Annotated in this window: 22 protein-coding genes; 10 read left to right on the forward strand and 12 right to left on the reverse strand. The window is 38.0% G+C overall.

Annotated features, from left to right (window positions below; genetic code table 11):
• Positions 1-892 precede the first annotated feature (892 nt).
• From AC23ME_RS13140 to AC23ME_RS13150, 3 genes are all read left to right on the forward strand, one after another.
• The gene (locus tag AC23ME_RS13140; protein WP_487728223.1) at positions 893-2044 is read left to right on the forward strand and encodes a sensor histidine kinase; all 1152 of its coding nucleotides are present in this window, start codon (positions 893-895) and stop codon (positions 2042-2044) included.
• A 402-nt stretch (positions 2045-2446) separates the two neighbouring features.
• The gene (locus tag AC23ME_RS13145) at positions 2447-3991 is read left to right on the forward strand and encodes a sensor histidine kinase (RefSeq protein ID WP_487728224.1); all 1545 of its coding nucleotides are present in this window, start codon (positions 2447-2449) and stop codon (positions 3989-3991) included.
• Positions 3969-4337, forward strand: coding sequence for a response regulator (locus AC23ME_RS13150; RefSeq protein ID WP_487728225.1), 369 nt, complete (start codon positions 3969-3971; stop codon positions 4335-4337). Before AC23ME_RS13145 ends, AC23ME_RS13150 begins: the two co-directional genes overlap by 23 nt.
• An 89-nt stretch (positions 4338-4426) precedes the next feature.
• Here the strand turns inward: AC23ME_RS13150 and AC23ME_RS13155 are convergent, their stop codons facing one another.
• Positions 4427-5203, reverse strand: coding sequence for a hypothetical protein (locus AC23ME_RS13155; RefSeq protein ID WP_487728226.1), 777 nt, complete (start codon positions 5201-5203; stop codon positions 4427-4429).
• 47 nt (positions 5204-5250) lie between these two features.
• Entirely contained in the window at positions 5251-7686 is a 2436-nt protein-coding gene (locus AC23ME_RS13160) for a TonB-dependent receptor (RefSeq protein ID WP_487728227.1), read from the reverse strand.
• A 171-nt stretch (positions 7687-7857) separates the two neighbouring features.
• On the opposite strand from AC23ME_RS13160, the gene AC23ME_RS13165 reads away from it, so the two are divergent.
• Positions 7858-8076 (forward strand): hypothetical protein, encoded by a 219-nt coding sequence (locus tag AC23ME_RS13165; protein ID WP_487728228.1) that lies wholly within the window; start codon positions 7858-7860, stop codon positions 8074-8076.
• A gap of 189 nt (positions 8077-8265) precedes the next feature.
• On the opposite strand, the gene AC23ME_RS13170 is transcribed toward AC23ME_RS13165, so the two are convergent.
• The 3 genes from AC23ME_RS13170 to AC23ME_RS13180 all read right to left on the reverse strand — a co-directional run bounded on the left by AC23ME_RS13170 (position 8266) and on the right by AC23ME_RS13180 (position 9382).
• Positions 8266-8577, reverse strand: coding sequence for a hypothetical protein (locus AC23ME_RS13170; protein WP_487728229.1), 312 nt, complete (start codon positions 8575-8577; stop codon positions 8266-8268).
• A 106-nt stretch (positions 8578-8683) separates the two neighbouring features.
• Positions 8684-8863: a histone H1 gene (locus AC23ME_RS13175; RefSeq protein ID WP_113635034.1), complete on the reverse strand. Its 180-nt coding sequence runs from the start codon at positions 8861-8863 to the stop codon at positions 8684-8686.
• A gap of 123 nt (positions 8864-8986) precedes the next feature.
• Entirely contained in the window at positions 8987-9382 is a 396-nt protein-coding gene (locus tag AC23ME_RS13180) for a hypothetical protein (RefSeq protein ID WP_487728230.1), read from the reverse strand.
• Between the two features lie 196 nt (positions 9383-9578).
• On the opposite strand from AC23ME_RS13180, the gene AC23ME_RS13185 reads away from it, so the two are divergent.
• Complete coding sequence (locus AC23ME_RS13185) at positions 9579-10442, forward strand: MBL fold metallo-hydrolase (RefSeq protein WP_487728231.1); 864 nt, start codon at positions 9579-9581, stop codon at positions 10440-10442.
• Between the two features lie 16 nt (positions 10443-10458).
• Here the strand turns inward: AC23ME_RS13185 and AC23ME_RS13190 are convergent, their stop codons facing one another.
• The 5 genes from AC23ME_RS13190 to topB form a co-directional block, all read right to left on the reverse strand.
• Positions 10459-11496: a S66 peptidase family protein gene (locus tag AC23ME_RS13190; protein WP_487728232.1), complete on the reverse strand. Its 1038-nt coding sequence runs from the start codon at positions 11494-11496 to the stop codon at positions 10459-10461.
• 179 nt (positions 11497-11675) lie between these two features.
• Positions 11676-12236, reverse strand: a complete 561-nt coding sequence (locus AC23ME_RS13195) for a pyridoxamine 5'-phosphate oxidase family protein (RefSeq protein ID WP_487728233.1) — start codon at positions 12234-12236, stop codon at positions 11676-11678.
• Between the two features lie 13 nt (positions 12237-12249).
• Positions 12250-12687, reverse strand: a complete 438-nt coding sequence (locus tag AC23ME_RS13200) for a hypothetical protein (RefSeq protein WP_487728234.1) — start codon at positions 12685-12687, stop codon at positions 12250-12252.
• Positions 12688-12689: 2 nt separating this feature from the next.
• A complete protein-coding gene (locus tag AC23ME_RS13205; protein WP_487728235.1) occupies positions 12690-13061 on the reverse strand; it encodes a SpoIIAA family protein in 372 nt (123 codons plus the stop codon).
• 226 nt (positions 13062-13287) lie between these two features.
• Positions 13288-15132 (reverse strand): DNA topoisomerase III, encoded by a 1845-nt coding sequence (topB, locus tag AC23ME_RS13210; protein WP_487728236.1) that lies wholly within the window; start codon positions 15130-15132, stop codon positions 13288-13290.
• A gap of 177 nt (positions 15133-15309) precedes the next feature.
• On the opposite strand from topB, the gene AC23ME_RS13215 reads away from it, so the two are divergent.
• The 3 genes from AC23ME_RS13215 (at position 15310) to AC23ME_RS13225 (ending at position 19696) form a co-directional block, all read left to right on the forward strand.
• Positions 15310-16329, forward strand: a complete 1020-nt coding sequence (locus AC23ME_RS13215) for a LacI family DNA-binding transcriptional regulator (protein WP_487728237.1) — start codon at positions 15310-15312, stop codon at positions 16327-16329.
• A gap of 185 nt (positions 16330-16514) precedes the next feature.
• Positions 16515-17606, forward strand: a complete 1092-nt coding sequence (gene mnmA, locus AC23ME_RS13220) for a tRNA 2-thiouridine(34) synthase MnmA (RefSeq protein WP_487728238.1) — start codon at positions 16515-16517, stop codon at positions 17604-17606.
• Between the two features lie 458 nt (positions 17607-18064).
• On the forward strand, positions 18065-19696 hold the full coding sequence (locus tag AC23ME_RS13225; RefSeq protein WP_487728239.1) for an ABC-F family ATP-binding cassette domain-containing protein: 1632 nt from the start codon (positions 18065-18067) through the stop codon (positions 19694-19696).
• Between the two features lie 309 nt (positions 19697-20005).
• Here AC23ME_RS13225 and AC23ME_RS13230 read toward each other — a convergent pair whose 3' ends face one another.
• Together AC23ME_RS13230 and AC23ME_RS13235 are read right to left on the reverse strand one after the other, a co-directional pair.
• The gene (locus AC23ME_RS13230) at positions 20006-20773 is read right to left on the reverse strand and encodes a M90 family metallopeptidase (protein WP_487728240.1); all 768 of its coding nucleotides are present in this window, start codon (positions 20771-20773) and stop codon (positions 20006-20008) included.
• 86 nt (positions 20774-20859) lie between these two features.
• Positions 20860-21378: a glutathione peroxidase gene (locus tag AC23ME_RS13235; protein ID WP_487728241.1), complete on the reverse strand. Its 519-nt coding sequence runs from the start codon at positions 21376-21378 to the stop codon at positions 20860-20862.
• A 301-nt stretch (positions 21379-21679) separates the two neighbouring features.
• Between AC23ME_RS13235 and AC23ME_RS13240 the strand changes: the two genes are divergently transcribed.
• Both AC23ME_RS13240 and dnaJ read left to right on the forward strand, forming a co-directional pair.
• Positions 21680-22273, forward strand: a complete 594-nt coding sequence (locus AC23ME_RS13240) for a nucleotide exchange factor GrpE (protein WP_487728242.1) — start codon at positions 21680-21682, stop codon at positions 22271-22273.
• Positions 22274-22357: 84 nt separating this feature from the next.
• The gene (gene dnaJ / locus AC23ME_RS13245) at positions 22358-23518 is read left to right on the forward strand and encodes a molecular chaperone DnaJ (protein WP_487728243.1); all 1161 of its coding nucleotides are present in this window, start codon (positions 22358-22360) and stop codon (positions 23516-23518) included.
• Positions 23519-23582: the final 64 nt, after the last annotated feature.

The raw sequence follows: 23582 nt of genomic DNA on the forward strand, positions 1-23582 counted from the left end.
TATGATTAATCCAATTGCCACCTAATTTCTGGACGAACATTAACCTCTGAACACAACGATCAGGAATTATACAAGAATATATTGATGTTGTAAATCTATTGTTGACGGACATTATGATTTAATAGAAAATACACCAAAAAGCAGAGTGTTTATTTATACCAAATTCTATCGAGATGGTGTATACTTTGATGACACCAAAAAGCTGTCAACTTTTGACTTAAAAGAATTATATCGTATTCGAAGGGATTTCTTAAAAAATCTTAAATTAATAAACTTAATTTTCGTATATTTATTACTATAGCAATTGCAACTAAAAGATACAAGCAAAAAGGTGAGCGATTCGGTGAGTTAGAATTCAAAGCCTTTATAGATAGTCATTAAACGCTGGAAATAGGACAAGGTTCCTATCCCAGCGGGATCACAGAAATGACTAACAAAACGTATAAAACCCTGCAATCGCACGATTAGCAGGGTTTTTGCTTTTAGGACTTTACCAAAACTTACACGAATTCCCATAAAAAAAGTGAATGGTTTAATAAAGTAAGTTTGCATTACTAAAAACTACAAGGACGCCAACTTTTGCGACATTGTTAAGTAATGGCTTCACTGATATTTGCCAAATAAAGAAAAACGATACCCGCTAACCTCAAATATTTTTTGCATCAAATTAGATAGACGCTTCTATCTGGAACTTTTAAAGTTTACACATTTGTTATTGAGATTCCTTTCAGTTCAAATTATAAAGATAAAAGTTGATATTTGTATCATGCCCCAAACCTTCACCCATGTCAAACCTATCTTAAGTCGACAATGGCTAGCTATGATAGGTTCACCATCAGCATTTGATCTACAGTCGAGAATTTTCCACTCCATCAGTCTCGGAATAGTTATAGTGGCTACATGCTACTTACCTTACAACCTATTTGCTGGGCTATATATTGCCGCTTTATCATGTATTGTTTTGGCGAGTATCTTTTATTTCGAGTATTACAGGTCACGTTTTCTTGGCCGATCACACCGCAGTGTGGTATTTGGCACTATTGGCATCATTGTTTTATCTTTAAATTATTTCGCCAACGCAGGAATAGAGGGTTCTACGGATCTTATATGGCCAGTTTACCTATTATTCTTACTGACCATCTGTCCACATCGGTATATTATTCCGTGGACTGTCATCTATTTAATCGCATTTGCTTTTGTACACATCGCAGAGTTTTACCGCCCAGAACTTGTACAGTATCCATTTAGAGGAGGAAAAGAGCGTTTTATTGATCGAATTTCGGCTTTCCCTATGCCTGTCGTTGGAATCGCCATCATTATCGGAACTTTCCGAAGAAACTATGAACGCGAAAGAACTATAGTTGCTCAACGTGACGCCGAGAAAAGCCGCCTACTATCTATTCTAGCACATGACCTTAGGACCCCATTTGTACAAGTGCAACAGTACCTTGACATGTTAGATAACGATTTATTATCTGCTGAGGAACGCACACAAATGCAACAAGCCCTTAAAAAGAAAAACGAGCAGACACTTCTATTAGTAACAAATATGCTCTATTGGTCCAAGTCGCAACTAGAAGGTTTTCGCGTACAACTAGCTAAACAACCTTTGGCTGCTACCCTTAAAAATACTATAGAAATTGCCAACGGAACTGCTCGTGATAAAGAAATCGTGCTAAGAAGCGATATTGCTGAGGAAATTTATGTTTTGGCTGACGTGGATATGCTCCAACTAGTAATACGCAACCTCTTACAAAACGCCATCAAATTTTCTTCACCCGGCGGAACGATCAATGTTTCTGCACATATTGAACAGCAACTCTGCTACATCTCCATAGCTGATCAAGGGGTTGGAATACCGCCTGATCAAATGAAAGACTTATTCTGCGGTACTTCCTCCACCACTGGCACAAACAATGAACGAGGTGTTGGACTTGGATTGCAACTATGCAGGGAATTCATAAAGTTGCAGGGCGGAAGTATTGATGCTAGAAGCGAATTAAACAGGGGTTCAACCTTTTCCATTGGCCTAGCACTAGCCTAAATTTGATAACACAGAGAAACTAATAGAAAACTGTCTTTTCCTATAAATTAGAATAATTACAGCCGTTAAAAGAAACAATATGTTGATCAAGTAATTTCTCGATGCCCTAAATATCGCCTTTAACCCATATCACGCTAATTTATAAGGCATTAACCAAAGAAGTTGGGCACAACAAAATTTGATTTTACAATCTCTATAATCTAACCTAAATAAATTACCTTTAATGCCACATTCCATCGCAATTCAATCTAGGTTATAGCATAGCTGATGTTAGCTGGCACCTCCGATATTACTAAGGTTTTTATGTTAAATTAATAGCAATCTCCCAACATTCTGCTCATCAAATTGTTGATGATAACAGAAATAAAAAAAGCAATCTCACAGCAAAGAGATTAAACTCGAATGAAAACAGATCAATTTCCCATCAGCGGCAACCAAAATGCCAGTTTTAACCTATTAAAGTCAGCATTAGACTCGGCTATAAGTGGCATCATTATAACGGATAACAATCTCCCAGATAACCCAATCATCTATTGTAACCAAGCCTTTGAAAAGCTGTCTGGCTACCATCGTGACGAACTTATAGGAAGAAACTGTCGCTTCCTACAGGGCAGGGAACGCGACCAAAAAGCTAGAAAAGATCTTCGTGAAGCAATCTCTAAGGGAGAGCCTATTATTGCTGAGATTAGGAACTACAAACGAACTGGCGAACTCTTCTGGAACGAGTTGCACATCTCTCCTATTAAAGATGAAGCTGGGAATATCACTCATTTTATTGGTGTACAAAATGATATAACTCGTAGAAAAAATGCTGAGGAAAATCTGATTTTCGAAAGGAACGCTGTTGAACAAAAAGTTAAAAATAGAACAGAAGAATTAAACGCAAGCCAAGAATACCTTGATGGAATTGTACAAACTGTTCGCCAGGGATTGTTAGTGCTAGATCCGCAGCTTAATGTTATTTCTGCCAATGATTTTTTCTTCCGAACTTTTAAGGTTGAAAACAGAGATACCATAGGCAAGAAACTGTACAAATTAGGCAATGGGCAATGGGATATTATTGGGCTAAAAGTGCTGCTTGAGCAGTTGCTTCCAACTAACAACCCAATACTTGACTTTGAAGTAGAGCATGACTTTCCACATATTGGAAAAAAATTAATGTTACTTAATGCACATAGAATTGAACTTAATGGCAAATATAAAGATCGAATATTATTGGCTATAGAAGACATCACGGAGTACAGAGCAGCCGAAGTGAGAAAAGATGAATTCTTGTCGGTATCTAGTCATGAGCTGAAAACGCCACTAACTACTATAAAGGGTTACTATCAAACACTTCATAAATTAATTGGGAAAGATTTATCGCCCAAAGCGCTAAATATTCTTGAAAAAACAGGACAACAAATTGAGCGTTTGCAGCGAATTATTAGCGATTTGCTAGATATGTCGCGAATTGAGACAGGGAATTTAGAACTTCACAAAGAGAGCCTTGATTTCGATCAGCTAATTGCCGAGGTTGTAACCGAAAGTCGTAATCTCTTTCCTTCGCATCAAATTTTAGTGCAAGGTAAAGTAGGCAAAACTGTTCAAGGTGACGAGTCGCAGTTGGTACAGGTACTGCACAATTTAATTTCTAATGCGATCAAATATTCTCCCAACGAGAAAAAAATCAGCATCCACCTTTCAGAAGTTTCCAACTTTGCCAAATTATCAGTTACAGATTATGGCTTGGGTATAGCCATGGAAGACCAAAAGCGCATTTTCGATCGCTTCTACCGTGCATCCGATATCCAAAAGCATTTCCCAGGAATGGGAGTTGGTCTTTACATCAGTGAACAGATTATAATACATCATGGTGGCAACCTTTGGGTAGACAGTGAACCTGGCCAAGGCGCCACTTTTAGCTTTACTTTACCAATTGCTGATGGAAAGGGCGGTCATGAATAAAAAACTGATGATTTGCGATGATGACATTGCAATTTTAGAAATGGTAGAGATAATTATGGAAGACACTTCTTTTGAGGTAAGCACTGAAGTCAATAGCCGAAATTTAGTAAAAAGGCTACATGAGGAAAATACCGAACTTTTACTTTTAGACCTCTGGATGCCAGTACTCTCCGGTGAAGACATTTTAAAGATGATACGTACTGACCCTGCATTAGACAAACTGAAAGTAATGGTGATGTCGGCTGGTAGAGATGCACAAATTGTTGCTATGAATGCAGGAGCAGATAATTTTATCGCCAAGCCTTTTGATATCGAAGATTTAATTGGAGAGCTAGATCGCCTTTAAATTTAATGATGTCTTTCTAAACGCATAAATGACTTAGCAAACTATCATTTACTAAGTCATTTACGATGCGAGCCTATGAGATTAGGTATTTATGAAATAGAATGAGCTTCATACCTTGGCTTTGCAAAATTTAATAATATACTCAATAATATTGCTGCAGAAACACCATAGCAAGTGTAAATTATAGTTTCAGCATCGGCTGATTGATTTGAAGCAATTGCTAGCAGCGCCCAAACACCAACTAAACCATAAGCACGCATATTACGTTGCGTTACCATATAAATATTTACAAAGCCAGCAATTACGATCATTATAATTGTCCAGTTAGTAGAACTCAAACCGAAACCATCCCATTGGACTTTGGTTAAATATGCAGCAATATTAGCAATACTGGCTACAGATATCCATCCCACATATAAAGTAAAAGGTATCGATATCAAAAGATAGTCTTTGATGTTTTCTTTTGCCAAGCTAATGCGCAGGTTCAAAATTATTTTTAGTAACGATATCAATATCATCGCCATTAAACCTACGCTTAATAACGTGTAATTATATAGCCAAGCAACTACCCAAGAAGAATTGCAGATACATGAGATTAAAAACCACCATCCAATTTTACTTAGGGCTGGATGAGGTTCTTGCTTGTTAAACAAACTTCTACCTGTATAAATGGCAAATGAAAACAAACCAAGATAAATTAATCCCCAAATAGAAAAAGCATAACCTGCAGGCGTGAAAAGATTTAAATAACGGTCGGACACCGTTTTCATTGTATTACCGTTAAAAGCGCCAGTGTTTGATAGGTAGTTTACAAAAATTGTACTAACAAGTGCAATTCCGTTGACGATTGGAAGTATCTTTTTCATCTTTATAAATTTAGATTTGATTAAGAACCAACGAAAGCCAAAAAAGTTTAAAATTCGAAAATTACTCCCAAAGAAGGAATTAAATTTCCAGACCTCGTATTCAAGATAAACGGAACCGCATTAGAACCATCCGTCCTGATCGCTTGTCCGTCAGTTGTTATGAAATTTCCATTATCTGCAGTACGTTGAAAAGTATACTTTGGAAAATCATCGTTCTGCGATTTCGAGATATTCTGAATGTCCACATAGAAATTCACGGCAGTTCGTTTGAAGTTAATTCGTTTATCGACCCTAAAATCTAATTGACTAAAAGCACCCAAACGTTCTGAATTTAACCTGCTAAAATTAGCAACTCCTGTTCCTAAAGTTAAGTAATTGAGCTGAGAGGCCGTCAAATCGAACGGAGTGTAAGGTGTACCGCCTGCATAACGATATTTCAATCCGAAATCCCAATTGTTCTTTAACTTACAACCTACGGTGAATGATAAAAGATGTCTATTGTCCCATGATGAAGACACAAAACGACCGTCGGCACCAGAAAACTTACTCACCACGTAAGAATAACTTGCTACATAAAACAACTGTTTGATTAATTTTTGTTGCGCAAAAACTTCGAAACCATAGGTACGGCCATCGCCAATACTTAGCAAAGGCTCGCTACCAAATGAAGTGTATTCTGCACCTTGATTAGCCAACGAAATCCCGTTATTGATAGACACTAAATAGTTGTTGTACCGCTTATAGAAGGTTTCAAAAGTAAACCTCAGATCCGATTTCGGTAAAAACTGTGTACCCAGCACATAATGCGTTGATTGGATGTAATCTAAATTCTTATTGGCAGCAAAACCATTGTTGTCTAAATAGCCCAATGCGGTGTAAGGTGGGATTTTGAAATAAGTACCAATGGAAGCATTGATATCCCATTTAGGATTAAGGTGGTAACTTAGCGACAAGCGTGGCGAGAGTGTGTTTAGCGGGTTTGAACCATTGTCGGTGAATGAATTCATATCCGTTCTAATACCTCCAGACACCAATAACTTCTCGTCGAAAAGATTTTTAGACGCTTGGAAGAAAGCGCCGTATTTCCAGAAGTTGATGTCGTTGTTGAAAGTGATTACCCTCGCAGGCGAAACAAGATTACCGCTACCATCAAAAACATCGTTAGAAAGTTTATTATAAAGGTTACCATTGTAGCCTACCAATTGCGCCATAACGCCAGCTCCAATTTTCCACCCATTTACAAATTTGTTGATATCGAACCTAAATTTATTTTCGGCTTCTTGTGATTGAACTTGCAACACCCTTTTAGTCTCATCAACCATCTGGTCTTCAAATTTATCCAAACTGTTATCGAACATGTTTCTACTTAGCGTAAAGTTCAGAAAACCATCTTCAATTTTATGGTTAACGTTAAATCCTACGGTATAGTTCCATTGATTAATATATGGAGTTGAGCGTAACACATAGGTATTTTCTAAGGTAGATTTTTTAGTTGGAGCAAATTTGAACCTGTCTATTGCGCCCAAGCCTATAGCTGTCAACTTAGTTTTCTCGCTAAATTTATGGCTTATCTTAAATTGAAAATCATCAAAATCTGGGCGGATTGGCAAATCGATTAGCTTAAATAAAAAACTGAGGTAAGATTTGCGAGCAGATGCTAAAAAAGTAGTGTTTTTTGAAATAGGACCTTCTAAGGTGAGCGCCGTTTCTGTAAAACTTATCCTTGCATTTCCCGAAAAGCGCTCCGCATTTCCATCTCGCTGCTTAATCACAAAAGTTGAAGCTAAGGGATTATCGTAGCGGGCATCAAATGCTGAAGAACTTAATTTCAAACTCTCTATAAAAGAAACATTCAAAATCCCCTGAGCACCACCTGAGCTCCCCTGCGTTTGAAAATGGTTGAGCACTGGAATTTCGATACCATCTAAGTAGTAGACATTTTCGTTGGGCGCCCCTCCTCTGATGATGATATCGTTACGCTCGCCTGTACCGTTGCTGATACCCACGCCCGGCAAGGTTTGCACAACTTTCGAGACATCGAAATTACCTCCTGGATTACTTCTAATTTCTTCTGTAGTAAGTTGCTGAACCGACAATGGCGTTACTAAATCTGTTGCTACTGCCGATTTCTGCCTACTAAATTTAATGTTTACTTCTTGTAGGTTTTTCGATTCGGATTGTAGTTCGAAATTAACAATTTGTGGCGTACCACTGCCCACCACAATATTGTATTTTATCTGACTGGCAAAACCAACACTGCTTACAGATACCTTATAAGTACCTACCGGAACTTGTATTTTATAGTTACCCGCACTGTCTGTTACGGTTTTTAAATTGATATCGTTGATTAGAATAGTTGCACCAGTAATACCAGCACTGGTATTGGCGTTTTGTACGCTCCCAGTAATTAATCCGTTAGTTTGCGCTTTTACGAACTGGCTACACGCCAATAAAACGAATACGAGAATTTGTCTAAGTGTCAATTTAAGCAATAAAAAAGTGAAATAATGTTCAAATATAAATAACCAGCCTACTTATTTAACAAACGTATTCGCATATTTCCTGTAACATTATGCCTAGCTATTTAAACAAGTTATTCATTTAGGAACAACAACCTCGGTTATTGATTGTTAGTTTAGAATAAAGGAGAGCGAATGATGAGAAAAGCACCACTAATTCTAGCTATGTCCGCAACTATTTTTTGGTTTGGATGTGGCGGCAATACAGCAAACACCGAAGGTCACGCTACCGACTCCGTAGCAGCCAACAGACCTCAAATAGATACGACCATTAAAGAAAATGCGAATATTGATAGTCCCGCTTTAGGAACTGATAATATCCGAATGGATTCGATGAACAACAACAATAGATAATAAAATGGCAAAGAAAGAAGAAAAAACAGAGCCGCATATTAAACCTAGAGATGGTTATGATAATACTGGAACCAAGGCTATACTTCACTAACAGACGATGCCTTCACAGGTTCTCCTGATGAACCAGATCAATATCTAGATTTAAAATATGAAAGCCATGTAATCTTCATGGCTTTCATATCCTGTAGCTTATTTCACCAATCCTAACGAAGAACCCACGTGTTGTAAACTTTCTACAACTGGTGCTTCCGTTAAGCCTCTCTCGTCTCTTTGTTTTTGAAACGCTAAGAAACTAGGTGTATTTAAAATCTCTTGCTGTATCTCTTCATTTTGATACATCGAAACATGGACAAAAGTTAGCCCATCTTCTTTCACAAAAACATGATATAAGAACTTGCTATTGCGCAGTTCTTTAAAATCGTTCAGAAAAGCAGCGATATTACGTTCATTCTCTTCTACAAAATCGGCGTTAATTTTATAAGTAACCTGTACTGCTATCATCTCCTGTTATCTGTTAAGTATGCAAAATACTTTGTTTGTTTAGTTAAGATATAAAAAAAGACCTTGTAAAACAACAAGGTCTTTCATAATTACGTTGAGCGTTCTACTATTTTGCGCTATTTTTTTTCTCTGTAACTTCAGTACGAATTTCTTGAGCTAAACCTTTAAGATCTTGCATCGCTTTACGCACTCTTGTACCTGCAGCTGAATTACCTGCATTATAAAATTTTTCTACGTCTGCTTCGATAGCAGCTACTACTTCTTTAACTTTTGCAAATTTTTCCATTGTTATAATTTTAATTTATTGGTCAAATATATCATTTAAACGGAATAAACAAGCAAATCTTTATTTTTTTGATATTCTTTTTTAGAGTTATTTCTTAACAATTCACATTCTTTCAAAATGTTTTTATTTAATCACAGTTAATAAGCAAACGCAATCGGCGTGTGCCACAGCCTGAAAAGAACGCTCATAATGATAGTTAATCAACTGACCTACTGACAGATACTCTTCTTTATCATTTGCTAAAAAACTTAAATTACCTTCTATCACGTACAAAGTCATTAACAAATGTTGCTCTTCTATGCCAGATTGAATTTTTTCACCATTTTTTAGCGCTACTAAGGTAGTAGTGGCATGTTCAGACTTAAAAACAGTGATTGCGTTCTTCCCATTATCATGATAAGCAGCTTCGTTTTTAATCTCTTCGATGTACCTTGGCAGGTCTACAGATACCAATTGACCATCTAAAGCTCTATGCCCCGATGGTCGCTGAGGTGTAGCGTTATTGTATTTTTCTTCCATGGCCTTTTCTTTTAAAAACAGTAAATCAAATCCCTATGTTTTTCCAATTTACGAAATAACCATGTTTCAAAAAGAACAAATACAAATAAAGTTAACATGGTTATTCTATATGACCTTTAAAAAAATAATACCTACCATATAAATGTTTAAAATTTATTGCCTAGAAACGCGTTAAAATTCTCGAACTTTGTGATGAATGTCATTATATATCACTTCACTTAATACAGGCAGCAACGGCAATTGTTTCTACATTGGAAACGATGAAGATGCAGTGCTTATAGATGCAGGTTTAAGTTGCAAGGAAACGGAGGCACGACTTGCTAGGCTCGGTCTAAGCATGCAAAAAGTAAAAGCTATTTTCATTAGCCACGAGCATTCAGATCATATTAAAGGTTTACCAGTACTGGCCAAGAAATATCAACTACCAATTTATATCACTACCAAAACACATTTACGTGGAAAGCAGTTACTTCCACAGCATTTGGTTTATGGTTTTTCCGGCACTTCAACCATCAACATCGGGAATTTAGAAGTAACTACCTTTCCAAAATTACATGATGCCGCAGAGCCACATAGTTTTACTGTAACCTATAAGGATATCAAGATTGGCGTGTTTACAGACATCGGCGACCATTGCGAAAACCTGATCTACCATTTCAAACAGTGTCACGCAGCATTTTTAGAAGCTAATTACTGCGATGAGATGTTACAAAATGGTAACTATCCATATTTCTTAAAGAGGAGAATTAGCGGTGGCAACGGTCACTTATCTAATAAAAAAGCGTTGGAGTTGTTTAATAATCACCGTCCCGATTTCATGAGCCATTTGTTCTTATCTCATTTAAGCAGAGAAAACAACTGTCCAGATTTGGTACAAAAGTTATTTAACGAAGTGGCCAACGGGGTAGAAATTATAGTAGCTTCTCGCTTGCAAGAAACGCCCGTTTACCATATTGGAGCAGCACAAACTAAATCTTCTATAAATTTTCAAACTAATGCTGAACTGAATTTACAAATAGCTTTAAACTTCGCTATAGGTCAGCACGACGAAACTCGATAAAAAATAGAATAACCTCTTAAGCTAGCTCTTGCAGAATAGTACCTTGTTCAGCAACGGTTAATCTGTGTTTTACACCACATTTTAACGCATAGTTAGCTTTTTGGTGCCCAACAGGAAAATCGAAACACACCGGATAACCATATTCTCTTACTTTATCCAATACAATATTTTCTAAAGTTCTGCCAAAACCATCATTATCGTCATCTTTCTTCACCCTAAAACCGCCTACAACCAAACCTTTTAACTTCTTCAATTTCCCTGCACGTTTTAAGTTATAAAACATCCTATCAATGCTGTAAAGATATTCGCCAACATCCTCAACAAATAATATTTTACCATCCGTTTTAATTTCCGAGGCACTCCCAGCTAAATTTTCAATGCAGCGCAAATTGCCACCAATCAATTCTCCATCAGCTTCGCCAATCCTATTATTGCTTTGATAAGGCGCATCATACTTCATCAGCTCATCTCCTTTCAAAGCTTTCTCAATAGATTTAATCGTATCAATTTGTATCGGCTCCGCCTTGCTCCAATCAGACGGAAAACTATTGCACATTTTAGAGTGAATGCTTGCAAAACGATAATTGCTATTTAAATGGCAATGTAAAATCGTGATATCACTAAAACCAATTAACCATTTTGGCGATATTTTGAACACACTAAAATCAAGCTGATCTACAATTCTCACGGCACCATAACCACCACGAGCACACATAATAGCCTTAATACTGGTATCGTTCAGCATATCTTGCAAATCGGCCAAACGCTCTTGGTCGGTGCCGCCAAAAGTAAAATCTCTAGCGCCAACTGTTTTTCCTTTTACCACCTTAAAGCCCCAACTTTCCATTTGCTGTATGGCAGGTTCAACTTCTTCGTGGGTAATAAATCCAGCCGGACAAGTTATCCCTATCAAATCTCCTGGCTTTAAGTACGGCGGTCTTTTGTGTTTTGCAGCCGTTTCGGCGATCAATACGTTAGTGGCGGCATTACTTTTAAAAGCGTATAACATTGCCGAAGCTGGCAATAATGAAGATAGGAATAGTTTGCGGTTCATGATACGGCAATTTAGCAATAAGCCCAGAGTATGCAAAACCTTTTAAAATAAGAAGAGCGAAAACATTGCTTCTTCGCTCTCTTCAGTCCCGCTATTCGCTTTACTTCGGGCAAACACATAGGTTTGCCGCTACGTGCTCGCTACTATCGGGTCTACATTTTAATGTCGCTATTTCTTGACTACACCTCTAATTTCCCCTCTACCGAGTCATCCATCGTTTTACCGGTAATGATAGAAGCTGCCATTTTGATAAACGCAACTGCTTCGCCATGTTTCGTATCCCAATAATAAACATCAGTTGGTTCTACTTTAATCACACTAATTTTATCGTCCTCTTTCCCATCTTGAAACCAAACTTTAAGCAATGGATTCCAAAGTTCTTCTATTTTTTTTCTGTCCTCAATAATTTCGCTGATACCATATATATTTAAGAAACCAGAATTTTTGTGGTGCTGAAAAAATAGATGTGTAAAAGGATCTGCCTCTATCTCTTTGTTTTTTGAACTGTCAACCTGGCTCATAAACCAAAGGTTTCCGTTATCATCCACATCTAGTACCGACATCGGTCTTACCGAAAGTGGCAAACCGGTTTTAATACTGGTGCAGAAAAAACAGTTCTCGGCACCTTTGGCCAATTCCTTTAATTTTTCTACAGCCTCTTTTCCTTCTAAAGATTTGATATGATCTGCGGTATTTTGGGTGTTGTTAGAGCTATCTCTACTTATATTTGATTGTTCCATGTTATTTTGATTTTTAAGGTTTTAAAATTGTTTTAAGTGCTAAAGCAGTAACCAGAGCGCCAAAAAGATAGTAGCCTACGGTCATTACTTGCTTTTGGGTAGTTGCCGTAACCGGCGTTGGGTCTAAACCCAGCGGCTCTGGAAGTTTCAATGCACCAATGCCGGCACTTAAACCCATTGCAATTGCTTTAGGCCAAATGTATTTTCCACCACCACCTATCGCACTGTAATAGGCAGCGTTCGCAATAAGATCCAGTTCTAACGTTACTTTATGCAAATCATCAGGGTTTTGTATCGGCCTTCCATACTGACTCAATGTTTTATTTACTGCCTCTGCACCAATCAGATTTACTTTGGGCGCATTACTTACATTTTTTCTTATTACTTCGTGAAGTATGTTTAATGCAACAGAGCCCATTAGGCCTGCAGCCATATTTCTAATCCATCTCATAACTATTCAGATTTTATATTTAACCAAGAAAGTGCTTCGTCTAGTTGGGCGATGGGAAAGCCTTTAAATTCTCCGGGAGCGACATAACTAAATGCGTCTGTAAATTTTTCTACCGCTTTTTCGTCGGTAACTACAGCCGCCTTTTTCCATTTGGTAAAGTGCTTTAATCCGGCAATCATATCTTGAAACCAAGCACCAACCGTAAAGTTCTCTACAGGAGTTTCTAGCACAAGTAAATAGTAGATCTCGCCATATTTCTGTGTGAGCACCTCTAAACCAGGCAGCAGCACACTTTTTAGATCGTCGGCCGTAACTTGCCCTGTGGCTCTAACGCCAAATACGTGTGGTGGTGTTTCTCTTATAATGCTTAACATAATTTCGTTTTTTATTAAGCATAACAAGATTTTTGAAAGGAAAGTTTCTCTTATTTATGAATTTAAATCAATGTGGGAGAACTGATTTTTACACTTTATTAGGATTGTCAGCAAAATTTAGAAATGGCTGTGTTGTTTTGCTAAAGCCATGGTATATTAAGCACAAATTAATCGATGGTTAAAGCCAACGGCAATGAATTAGAAATTTAATAATCAACGGGATGGCCTAAACAGCAGCCGGGGCAGCCAATTGCTTAGAAATAGAAGCACCATCTGTTAGCAATTCTTGCGTAATGCTACGGGTATAATCAATAATTTCGGTTTTAAAATCTTGCACCGAAGCACCAGAACGGATTTCCTCTAAACGTTTTTCCCAAGCACCTGTTAACTCCGCTTGTGCAATACGTTTTTCCTTCACCACTTCATAAACTGCCAAACCTTTTGCAGTCGGCACTAAATTACGTTTCTCACGCACAATGTATTCTCTGGTCAACAAAGTTTCGATGATAGCTGCACGAGTAGCAGGTGTACCTAAACCACTGTCTTTCATTGCGTAGCGCAATTCTTCATCTTCAATCTCCTTACCGCAAGTTTCTAGCGCTTTCAATAATGAAGCCTCATTGTACATCGCCTTTGGCTTAGTTTGCTTTTCTAACAAAGCTTTATTTACAATTGGCAAAGCCTCCCCTTTTTTTACCTTTGGCAAAGCTGGGTTGTCTTCATCCTTTTTGTCGTCTTCTACATCATTAAATACAGAGCGCCATCCCGCAGAGCGGATAACCGTTCCGTTGGCAACAAAAACAATTTCCGATTGAATAGTAATTTTAGTTACTTCCTTCACACACTCTTGATGAAAAGCCTCCAACATTCTCCCAGCAACCAAATCGTAAATGGCTTGATGATCCTTACTTAACGACCCAGGCTTAATTCCAGTAGTTAAAACAGCATGGTGATCGGTTACTTTTTTAGCATTTACACTTCTTTTGTTCAGTGTCATTTCGCCTAAAGCAACAGCTTGTTTTGCAAAAATTACATGATCTGTCAAGCTTGCAATTAATGAAGGAACAGTAGCAAAAATATCATCGCCAATGTAACGACTGCCAGTACGAGGATAGGTCACCAACTTACTTTCGTACAAGTTTTGCAACAAACCTAAAGTTTGATCTGCCGTAAAACCATTACGTTTGTTCGCTTCCTGCTGCAACGAACTTAAGTCGTGCAAAAGTGGAGGTGGTTCTTTTCTGGATTTCGCTTCTACTGCAGTGATATTTCCTCCGTTACTGAAACCCGAAGCAACATCTTCTACCTTTGCGAAAATTGCTTCACCTTCTTCCTTTGTATCAAAGTTATCTACAGAAATTGCTTTAAACAACTGCCCGTCTTTATCTAACTGAATACCAATTTGGAAATAGATTTTAGGCACAAAGTTTTTGATCTCCAAAAAACGGGCACAAATCATAGCGAGCGTGGGCGTTTGCACTCTACCTAAAGATAACACGCTTCTATTTCCCGCAGAGATACTTAAAGCTTGTGTTGCATTCATGCCCACCAACCAATCTGAAACAGAACGGCAATGCGCAGAACTGAATAAAGTATCGTATTCTTCGCCTGGCTTTAAATTTCTAAAACCATCTTTAATTGCCTCATCTGTTTGCGAGGAAATCCAAAGTCGCTTAAATGGTTTCTTACACTTAAGGTACGAATAGATGTATCGGAAGATCAATTCGCCTTCACGTCCAGCATCCGTCGCAACAATAATTTCGGTGCACTCATCAAACAACTTTTGTATAATATCCAGTTGTTTCCTTACTCCCGGATCTTCTACCACCCCATCCTTAGTTTTAATCTTACGGATAGAAAGCTTGAATTTCTGTGGCAGCATGGGCAAATGCTCTTTACGCCAACCATAAAAACCATATTCTTGTGGTGGTGCCAATTGCAGCAAGTGACCAAAAGCCCAAGTGAAAGAGTAGCCTTTGCCTTCTATATAGCCATCCTTACGAGTAGTAGCCCCAAAAACTTTGGCTAATTCACGTCCTACAGATGGTTTCTCGGCAATTACTAACTTCATAACTCTAATAAAATGGGAGGCTAAATATCTACATTTTAAAACACTTACCCTATTTCATTTTATCAACACCTTAACTATCCTGCTGTAAGTTAGACGGATAAAGCAGCTCCTAAATAATTAGAACTTTGTAATTAGCGGAAAATCATTCAAGATTTAATATATTTAGGCTGATTTAACATGAGCAACATTACTTTAAGAGACATATCTAAAGCTTTAAACATTTCGATTTCTACCGTTTCGAGAGCGCTTACCGATAGCCACGAAATTGGCGAAGAAACTAAGAAATTGGTACTTGCTTATGCAAAAGAGCACAACTATGTACCCAACAGAATGGCTCGTAGTTTGAAGGTTGGTAAAACGCGTTCTATCGGTGTGGTTATCTGTTCTATAGATAATAATTTTGTGGCGCAAATGCTTGATGGTATTGATCAAATTTGTACCGAAAGCGGTTACCAAATCATCATTATGCAGAGTAAAGAATCTTACGAGCAAGAAAAGGCCTGCATCAACCTTTTATATGCTAGTGGTGTAGATGGCATCATGATTTCTCCATCGCTACAAACTACCGATTTCAGCCATTTGCAGGAATTACAATCACAGGGCTTTCCTATTGTACTCTTTGACAGAACCACCGAAGAACTCACAGCGCACAAAATCACTGCTAACAATGTGAAAGGTGCTTACCAAGCTACTGCACATTTGATACTTTCTGGAAACACAAAAATTGCACATTTGAACAGCAAATCTACCTTGGCAATTACCCGCGAGCGTTTTGAAGGATACAAACAAGCACTTGCAGATCATCAAATCTCTTATCAGGAAGATTTAGTAAAATTTTGCAATACTGCAATCAACGAAAATACAGACGATAACGTGGCTAAAGCAATGGACGAGTTACTTGCACAAAAACCTCAGGCCATTTTTACAGCCACAGATTTGTTAAGCACAAAAGCACTTGCCTACCTGAACAAAAACGGTTACAAAGTTCCTGAGGATATTTCTTTAATAGGTTTCAGTAATTCAGATTTGGCACCAATACTAAATCCACCGCTGAGCACTGTTAGACAACCTTCGAGGCAAATAGGCGAACTGGCAGCAGAAACCATCATCAATTTAGTAAAGGGAAAGGACATCGGCCCTGCCGAAACTGTTTTACTAGATACAGAATTACAGATAAGAAAATCGAGTAGCAGGTAACTTTGTTTGCCACAGATGCACAGATCTTTTATTTGATAAAATAGCCTTGCTTTAGACATTCATCTTATATAGTACGATAATTTTGATCTGTGCATCTGCGGCAAGCGTTTCTTTTTACATTACCACGACCTCATCTATCAACACTTTTAAACTAATTCCGTAATTTTGCAACCTTATTTACAGCAATGAGCAAACACGGTAGAATTTTAGTAGCCATGAGTGGCGGGGTAGATAGTTCGGTAGCATCGGTGATGTTGCATGAGCAAGGGTACGAAGTAATTGGCCTAACCATGAAGACGTGGGATTACGCCACATCGGGCACTAACAGCAAGGAAACCGGATGTTGTAGCTTAGATAGCATCAATGATGCTCGTACATTGGCTGTGAATTATGGCTTTCCACACTACATTTTGGACATTAGAAATGAGTTTGGTGATTTCGTTATCGATAATTTTGTAGACGAATACCTAGCTGGAAGAACACCAAATCCTTGTGTACTTTGCAATACCTACATTAAATGGGAAGCGCTTTTGAAACGTGCCGATAAATTAGATTGTGAATTTATTGCAACCGGACATTACGCCAACATTCGTCAACAAGACAGCGGACGCTACGTAATTTCTAAAGGAAAAGACGAAAACAAAGATCAATCATACGTTTTATGGGGTGTTTCGCAAGAAAACCTAGCTAGGACAAAATTCCCTTTGGGTAGTTTCGCTAAATCGGAAATTAGACAAATGGCATTAGATATGGGACAGGAAGAATTGGCAAAGAAAAGCGAAAGCTACGAAATTTGCTTTGTTCCAGATAACGATTACCGTGCTTTCTTGAAACACAAAGTAGAAGATTTGGAAGAGCGTGTAGCGGGTGGAAACTTCGTAAACAGCCAAGGAATGGTGATTGGACAGCATAAAGGTTATCCTTTTTACACTATTGGCCAACGTAAAGGTTTAGGCGTAGCGTTTGGCGAACCGATGTTTGTAACCCAAATTTTGCCAGAAAGCAATACGGTTGTTTTAGGCAGGGCCGATGAATTGGAACGTAGAGAAGCGATGGTTAAAAACGTAAATCTGATTAAATACGCAAATATTAACGAACCTTTAGATAACGTAGTTACCAAAATCCGTTACAAAGATGCTGGTACCTTAAGTACAATTGTGCAGGAAAAAGAAAATATGCGTGTTGTTTTCGACCATGCTGTATCTGCTATTGCTCCTGGTCAGTCGGCTGTGTTTTACGAAGGCAACGATTTACTGGGCGGCGGATTTTTGATGTAATTTCTTATTAGTGCATTAGCTCAAAGGTATTGCTGACTATTGCTTGATTGTTCTATTGTTTGGAAACTCACTGAGAACTGTAGCTAAGTCTTGTTCAAGAGATCAATGACAACCAACCCCAACTCTTTATTTATTCGAAAATGGTTTTTAGTAGCTTTTGGCAGCTGATGCCCCGTTATCCGCTATATTCCCGATAAATCGGGAGATGCCGCTACTACCGGGTTTAACTAACTTAAACCTGTGCACAGCACTTGCATTTTAAACCCGACACAGCGGATACCGGCCTAGAGGCTAAGGCCTGCAGGCGTATGAGCGTGTGGCGGGGCTAACTTTACATAGGAACAAAACAATTGCTTTTCAAAATATATTTAGATTTTAGTTTTTAGGTTTAAACAAAGTGAAAAACTGAAAATTGCCAACCGAAAAACTATCTTTGCCGCTTATTAAAACTCAAGACATTGATCGACGTAAATAATATCTCCGTATCATTTGGTGGTACAACGCTTTTTAGTGATGTATCTTTTTCAATCAACGAAAACGACAAGATTGCCTTAATGGGCAAAAATGGTGCTGGAAAATCTACTCTATTAAAAATTATTGCAGGTGCTGGAAAAGCAACTTCGGGCCACGTTTCAGGTCCCAAAGATGCCGTTATTGCTTACTTGCCACAGCATTTGCTAACCCAAGATAATGTTACCGTATTCGAAGAAACGTCTAAGGCGTTTAGTCAGGTTTACGAAATGCGTGACGAACTCGAAAGTCTTAACGAACAATTGAATACCCGTACCGACTACGACAGCGATGATTACATGAAGCTGATTGAACGAGTGTCGGAATTGAGCGAAAAATTCTATTCTATCGAGGAAGTTAACTATGATGCAGAAGTAGAAAAAGTATTGAAAGGCTTAGGCTTTTTACGTAGCGATTTTACACGTCAAACTTCAGAATTTTCTGGCGGATGGCGCATGCGTATAGAACTGGCCAAAATTTTATTGAAGAAGCCAGATCTAATCTTGCTAGATGAGCCTACCAACCACATGGATATCGAAAGTATTCAATGGCTGGAAGACTTCCTACTTAATTCGGCAAAAGCGGTGATTGTAATTTCCCACGACCGTGCTTTTGTAGACAATATCACCAACCGTACCATCGAAGTAACTATGGGACGTATTTACGATTATAAAGCCAAATACACGCATTATTTGCAGTTACGTAAGGAACGTCGCGAACATCAGATTAAGGCTTACGAAGAGCAACAACGTTTCATTGCCGATAACCAAGAATTTATCGACCGTTTTAAAGGCACCTACTCTAAAACTTTGCAGGTACAGTCTAGGGTGAAGATGTTGGAAAAGCTTGAAGTTATTGAGATTGATGAAGTTGATAACTCTGCATTGCGTTTAAGATTTCCGCCTTCGCCACGTTCGGGCAGTTACCCAGTAATGGTTGAAGAGTTGACCAAAGCTTACGGTGATCACGTAGTTTTCCAAAAAGCAAATATGGTGATAGAGCGTGGACAGAAAGTTGCTTTCGTAGGTAAAAATGGCGAAGGTAAATCGACCATGATTAAAGCCATAATGGGCGAAATTGACTTTGAGGGCGAATTGAAAGTTGGACACAATGTGAAAATTGGCTACTTCGCACAAAACCAGGCAGCTTTATTAGATGGCGAATTAACTGTTTTCGATACCATTGATCAAATTGCTGTTGGCGATGTACGTGTAAAAATTAAAGATTTGCTGGGCGCATTCATGTTTAGCGGAGACGATACTACCAAAAAAGTAAAAGTATTATCTGGTGGTGAAAAAACACGTTTGGCAATGATTAAACTCTTGTTAGAGCCTGTAAACGTTCTAATTCTGGATGAGCCGACCAACCACTTGGATATGAAGACCAAGGATATCATTAAAGATGCCCTAAAAGATTTCGATGGTACTTTAATTTTGGTATCTCACGATAGGGATTTCTTGGATGGATTGGCTGAAAAAGTATTTGAGTTTGGCAACAAGCGTGTCCGCGAACATTTTGAAGACATCAAAGGTTTCTTAGCACATAAAAAAATGGATAGCTTAAAGGAGATTGAGAAATAACTCAGCTGGCAGTTCTCAGTTAGCAGCGACCATTAATAACGGTTAATCGGCCTCCTATTTTTTCGGATAGCAGTAATTTGCCTTTGCAGTTCTGTTGTAGAAAAAATAGGAGGCCTAGATTTTATACCTCGGATTTATTTTTTTTCAATGGATGGTATGCTTTCGCTAAAGCTCAGGTTGCTTCTTTCATCAATGGAAAAGAAGACATCCTACTAGATAAACTCTCAGCTATAATTGACGACTATATTTTTATAGAAATTGTCGAAAACTAATTTAACTAAACTCGTATAGCGTTACAAGAAGTGGTGGCTACAATTGTTGCCCGAAAATCTTACTCAAACTATCATATAAAGCTGGATGCTTCTCCTTCATCCGCTCTGGATTTTCGAAGAAATACTCTGAAGTAACAGCAAAAAATTCAGCTTCATTAGTAATAGCGTAGGGGTTTATATCCGATTTATTATCTTCTATTTTCTGAATTTCTTTATGCATCATTTTAACCCACGGAATGGTATATTCATGCTTCATAAAGTACTGAGGTACACCGTCTGTTGCACCATCAGATTTATCCAGTAAATGAACAAACTCATGAATACCCGTATTTTCACTTCCCGCACTTTTAGAAAAACCGTGCCTCAATGCAGATTGCGACAAAATCATTTGACCGTTCATGTAACCATCGCCCACCATCCCCATAATATTTCTATCGCCTTCTGAAAATTGAAAGTCTTTATTAAACGTATCTGGATACAGTACTACCGTCCCTAAGTTTCGGTACTCCCAATCCTTAAAACCAAGAATAGGGATTACAGCGCTTGCCCCTACCAAAATTCTATCCAGAGGAGAAATTTCAACTCCAATGCCTTCAATTTTTGTTCTTCCTAAAAAGTGAGCTAGTTTTTCTTCAAAGATCAATTTCCTTTCAGCATCAAGCTCTGCATAAAATTCTACATGATTTAGCAGAAGATCTTTATCAGTACTGCTTAACGTAGCTATAACTACTTTCTTTTTCCGAAAAATAAAATAGAGCGCAACTGCGAAAAAAATTAGAAGAATAAGATATGGATATAAGTTCATATAAATTTACATGAAAAAAGGAACGATGAACTGTTAAAATTTAAACAGATTCCTCGTTCCTTGGAATGACAAAAAAATCAATATGACTAAAAATTCTTTATAATCTGCTCATCTAAAGGTTTAACAGCAGATCGGTAACGGTGCACTAGCTGACCTTTTTCATTGATCAAGAACTTTTCAAAATTCCATTTAATATCGCCGGTAAAATCTGGATTAGTTTGTGATGTAAGATATTGGAACAAAGGTGTGATTGCTTCGCCTTTTACATCACTTTTCTCTGCAATTAAAAAAGTAGTTGCAAATTTACTAGAGCAAAACTCTTTTATTTCTGCGTTAGATCCCAACTCTTGTCCGCCGAAATTTGCTGATGGAAATCCAATTAGCACTACATCCTTACCATACTGTTTGTGCAACTTTTCTAAATCTTCGTACTGCTTAGTGTAACCGCATTTAGAAGCAGTGTTCACAATTAAAATTTTCTTCCCTTTAAACTTCGACAACTTTACTTCCTTGCCATCTAATGTTTTAAACGAAAAGCCATAAACATCTTTAGGTGGATTTGGAGCTACAAATAAGCCGAATAATATTAATAATGTATTGATCATGATATTTATTTTATTTGATAACGAATATACAAAGAAAACGTTTTGCTCAATTTAATGCTTTAAACTAAAATCATCCATTTATCATTTTATGACACAAGCTGTAGTCCTTTCTAGTACAAAGGGAAATAGAAAGCTAAACTAGTTTTCATACTTACCAAATCTGACAAAATTTAAATTTGCAGCCATTCTGCGAGTCTAACTTGACGTAAAACTGACAGCATGACTGTTTTATTCGCATTGGCAAAAAATTTGTGAACAAGCCTTGCAAAGGAATCCCGTTGGAATAAAACACGAGTATACCATGTTTAATAAGAAGAAAAAGGACGAAGAACCAGTGATTGAAAACAATACCGCCGAAGAAACGGCAGAAAATGTAAACGATACAGCTGAAAATATAGCAGAGCAAGCTAACAATGACACGGCTGGTGAGCCTGCCGTAGAATTATCTGCAGAAGAAAAATTACAGCAACAAGTGGCAGAATTGAACGATAAATATTTACGCTTATTTGCCGAGTTCGACAATTTCAAACGTCGTACTCAAAAAGAACGTGTTGAGTTGTTACAAACTGCCGGCAAAGATATCGTTGTTTCGCTTTTACCTGTGTTAGACGATTTTGAGCGTGCTATCAAAGCTACTGAGAAATCGACAGAAGTTGCGCCAGTTCGCGAAGGTATTGAGTTGGTACAAACTAAATTGAAGAGCATTTTAAGCCAAAAAGGTTTGAAGGAAATCGAAAGCTTAAATACTCCTTTTGACACAGATTTACATGAAGCAATTACACAAATTCCTTCGCCAACAGATGAGCAAAAAGGAAAAGTAATTGACGAGTTAGAAAAAGGTTACACGCTTAACGATAAAGTGGTTCGTTTTGCTAAAGTTGTAGTTGGAGCATAGAGAAATTTTGAATGATTAAATTTTGAATGATTGAATAATACATTTTGTCATTTTCTCATTTAGTCATTTAATCATTAATAAAAGATGAGCAAAAGAGATTATTACGACGTACTAGGAGTTGCTAAAGGTGCATCGGCGGAAGAAATTAAAAAGGCTTACCGTAAGCTGGCAATTAAATATCACCCCGATAAAAATCCAGATGACAAATCTGCAGAAGATAAGTTTAAGGAAGCTGCAGAAGCTTACGAAGTACTGAGCAGTCCGGAGAAAAAGCAACGTTACGACCAATATGGACACGCTGGAGTTGGCGGTGCTGCTGGTGGCGGTTACGGCGGCGGCGGCATGAACATGGAAGATATCTTCAGTCAGTTTGGAGATATTTTTGGTGGCGGCGGCGGCAGCCCATTTGATAGTTTCTTTGGTGGCGGACAATCGAGAGGTGGCCGTAGAGTAGTTAAAGGCTCTAATCTACGTATCAAAGTAAAACTAACCTTGGAAGAAATTGCCAATGGTGCTGAGAAAAAAATTAAAGTTAACAAGCAAGTTAGCTGCAAAACCTGCGATGGCACTGGAGCAAAGGATAAAGGTTCGGTGAGCACTTGTAAAACTTGTGGTGGTGCAGGTTCGGTACGCAGAGTAACCAATACCATTTTAGGACAGATGCAAACTACAGCTACCTGCCCTACTTGTCATGGTAGCGGACAACAAATTACTGCAAAATGTGGTTCATGCCACGGCGATGGAACTGTTCGCGGCGAAGAAACTATTTCAATCAATATTCCTGCTGGAGTAAGTGAGGGCATGCAATTGAGCATGGCTGGCAAAGGGAATGCTGCTCCCAATGGTGGTGTCCCTGGAGATTTAATTATCCTAATTGAGGAAACTCCTCATGAAACCCTAAAAAGAGAAGGCAATAACGTAGTTTACGATTTACACGTAAGTATTCCAGAAGCTGCTTTAGGTGCTAGTGTGGAAGTTCCGACCATTGATGGTAAAGCTAAAATCAAAATTGAGCCGGGTACACAAAGTGGAAAACTGCTTCGTTTAAAAGGAAAAGGTATTCCAGAGGTGAACTCTTACCATAGAGGCGATCAAATTATCCATGTAAATATTTGGACACCGAAAGCCTTAAATAGTGAAGAAAGAGCGTTGCTTGAGAAATTAAGAGAATCTCCAAACTTTAAACCACAACCTGGTAAAAACGACAAGAGTTTCTTCGATAAAATGAAAGAATATTTCGAATAATGTAAATCCCGCATCAAGCGGGATTTTTTGTTTCTATTAAAAATTGATATTTTGCGATAAAAGC

Source organism: Pedobacter sp. T50_32 (assembly GCF_057652195.1).

Coding starts and splice junctions, on each gene's coding strand:
- AC23ME_RS13145 (WP_487728224.1), top strand. CDS start 2,447: ATGAAAACAGATCAATTTCCCATCAGCGGCAACCAAAATGCCAGTTTT.
- AC23ME_RS13150 (WP_487728225.1), top strand. CDS start 3,969: ATGGAAAGGGCGGTCATGAATAAAAAACTGATGATTTGCGATGATGAC.
- AC23ME_RS13155 (WP_487728226.1), bottom strand. CDS start 5,203: ATGAAAAAGATACTTCCAATCGTCAACGGAATTGCACTTGTTAGTACA.
- AC23ME_RS13165 (WP_487728228.1), top strand. CDS start 7,858: ATGATGAGAAAAGCACCACTAATTCTAGCTATGTCCGCAACTATTTTT.
- AC23ME_RS13170 (WP_487728229.1), bottom strand. CDS start 8,577: ATGATAGCAGTACAGGTTACTTATAAAATTAACGCCGATTTTGTAGAA.
- AC23ME_RS13175 (WP_113635034.1), bottom strand. CDS start 8,863: ATGGAAAAATTTGCAAAAGTTAAAGAAGTAGTAGCTGCTATCGAAGCA.
- AC23ME_RS13180 (WP_487728230.1), bottom strand. CDS start 9,382: ATGGAAGAAAAATACAATAACGCTACACCTCAGCGACCATCGGGGCAT.
- AC23ME_RS13185 (WP_487728231.1), top strand. CDS start 9,579: ATGTCATTATATATCACTTCACTTAATACAGGCAGCAACGGCAATTGT.
- AC23ME_RS13190 (WP_487728232.1), bottom strand. CDS start 11,496: ATGAACCGCAAACTATTCCTATCTTCATTATTGCCAGCTTCGGCAATG.
- AC23ME_RS13195 (WP_487728233.1), bottom strand. CDS start 12,236: ATGGAACAATCAAATATAAGTAGAGATAGCTCTAACAACACCCAAAAT.
- AC23ME_RS13200 (WP_487728234.1), bottom strand. CDS start 12,687: ATGAGATGGATTAGAAATATGGCTGCAGGCCTAATGGGCTCTGTTGCA.
- AC23ME_RS13205 (WP_487728235.1), bottom strand. CDS start 13,061: ATGTTAAGCATTATAAGAGAAACACCACCACACGTATTTGGCGTTAGA.
- topB (WP_487728236.1), bottom strand. CDS start 15,132: ATGAAGTTAGTAATTGCCGAGAAACCATCTGTAGGACGTGAATTAGCC.
- AC23ME_RS13215 (WP_487728237.1), top strand. CDS start 15,310: ATGAGCAACATTACTTTAAGAGACATATCTAAAGCTTTAAACATTTCG.
- mnmA (WP_487728238.1), top strand. CDS start 16,515: ATGAGCAAACACGGTAGAATTTTAGTAGCCATGAGTGGCGGGGTAGAT.
- AC23ME_RS13230 (WP_487728240.1), bottom strand. CDS start 20,773: ATGAACTTATATCCATATCTTATTCTTCTAATTTTTTTCGCAGTTGCG.
- AC23ME_RS13235 (WP_487728241.1), bottom strand. CDS start 21,378: ATGATCAATACATTATTAATATTATTCGGCTTATTTGTAGCTCCAAAT.
- AC23ME_RS13240 (WP_487728242.1), top strand. CDS start 21,680: ATGTTTAATAAGAAGAAAAAGGACGAAGAACCAGTGATTGAAAACAAT.
- dnaJ (WP_487728243.1), top strand. CDS start 22,358: ATGAGCAAAAGAGATTATTACGACGTACTAGGAGTTGCTAAAGGTGCA.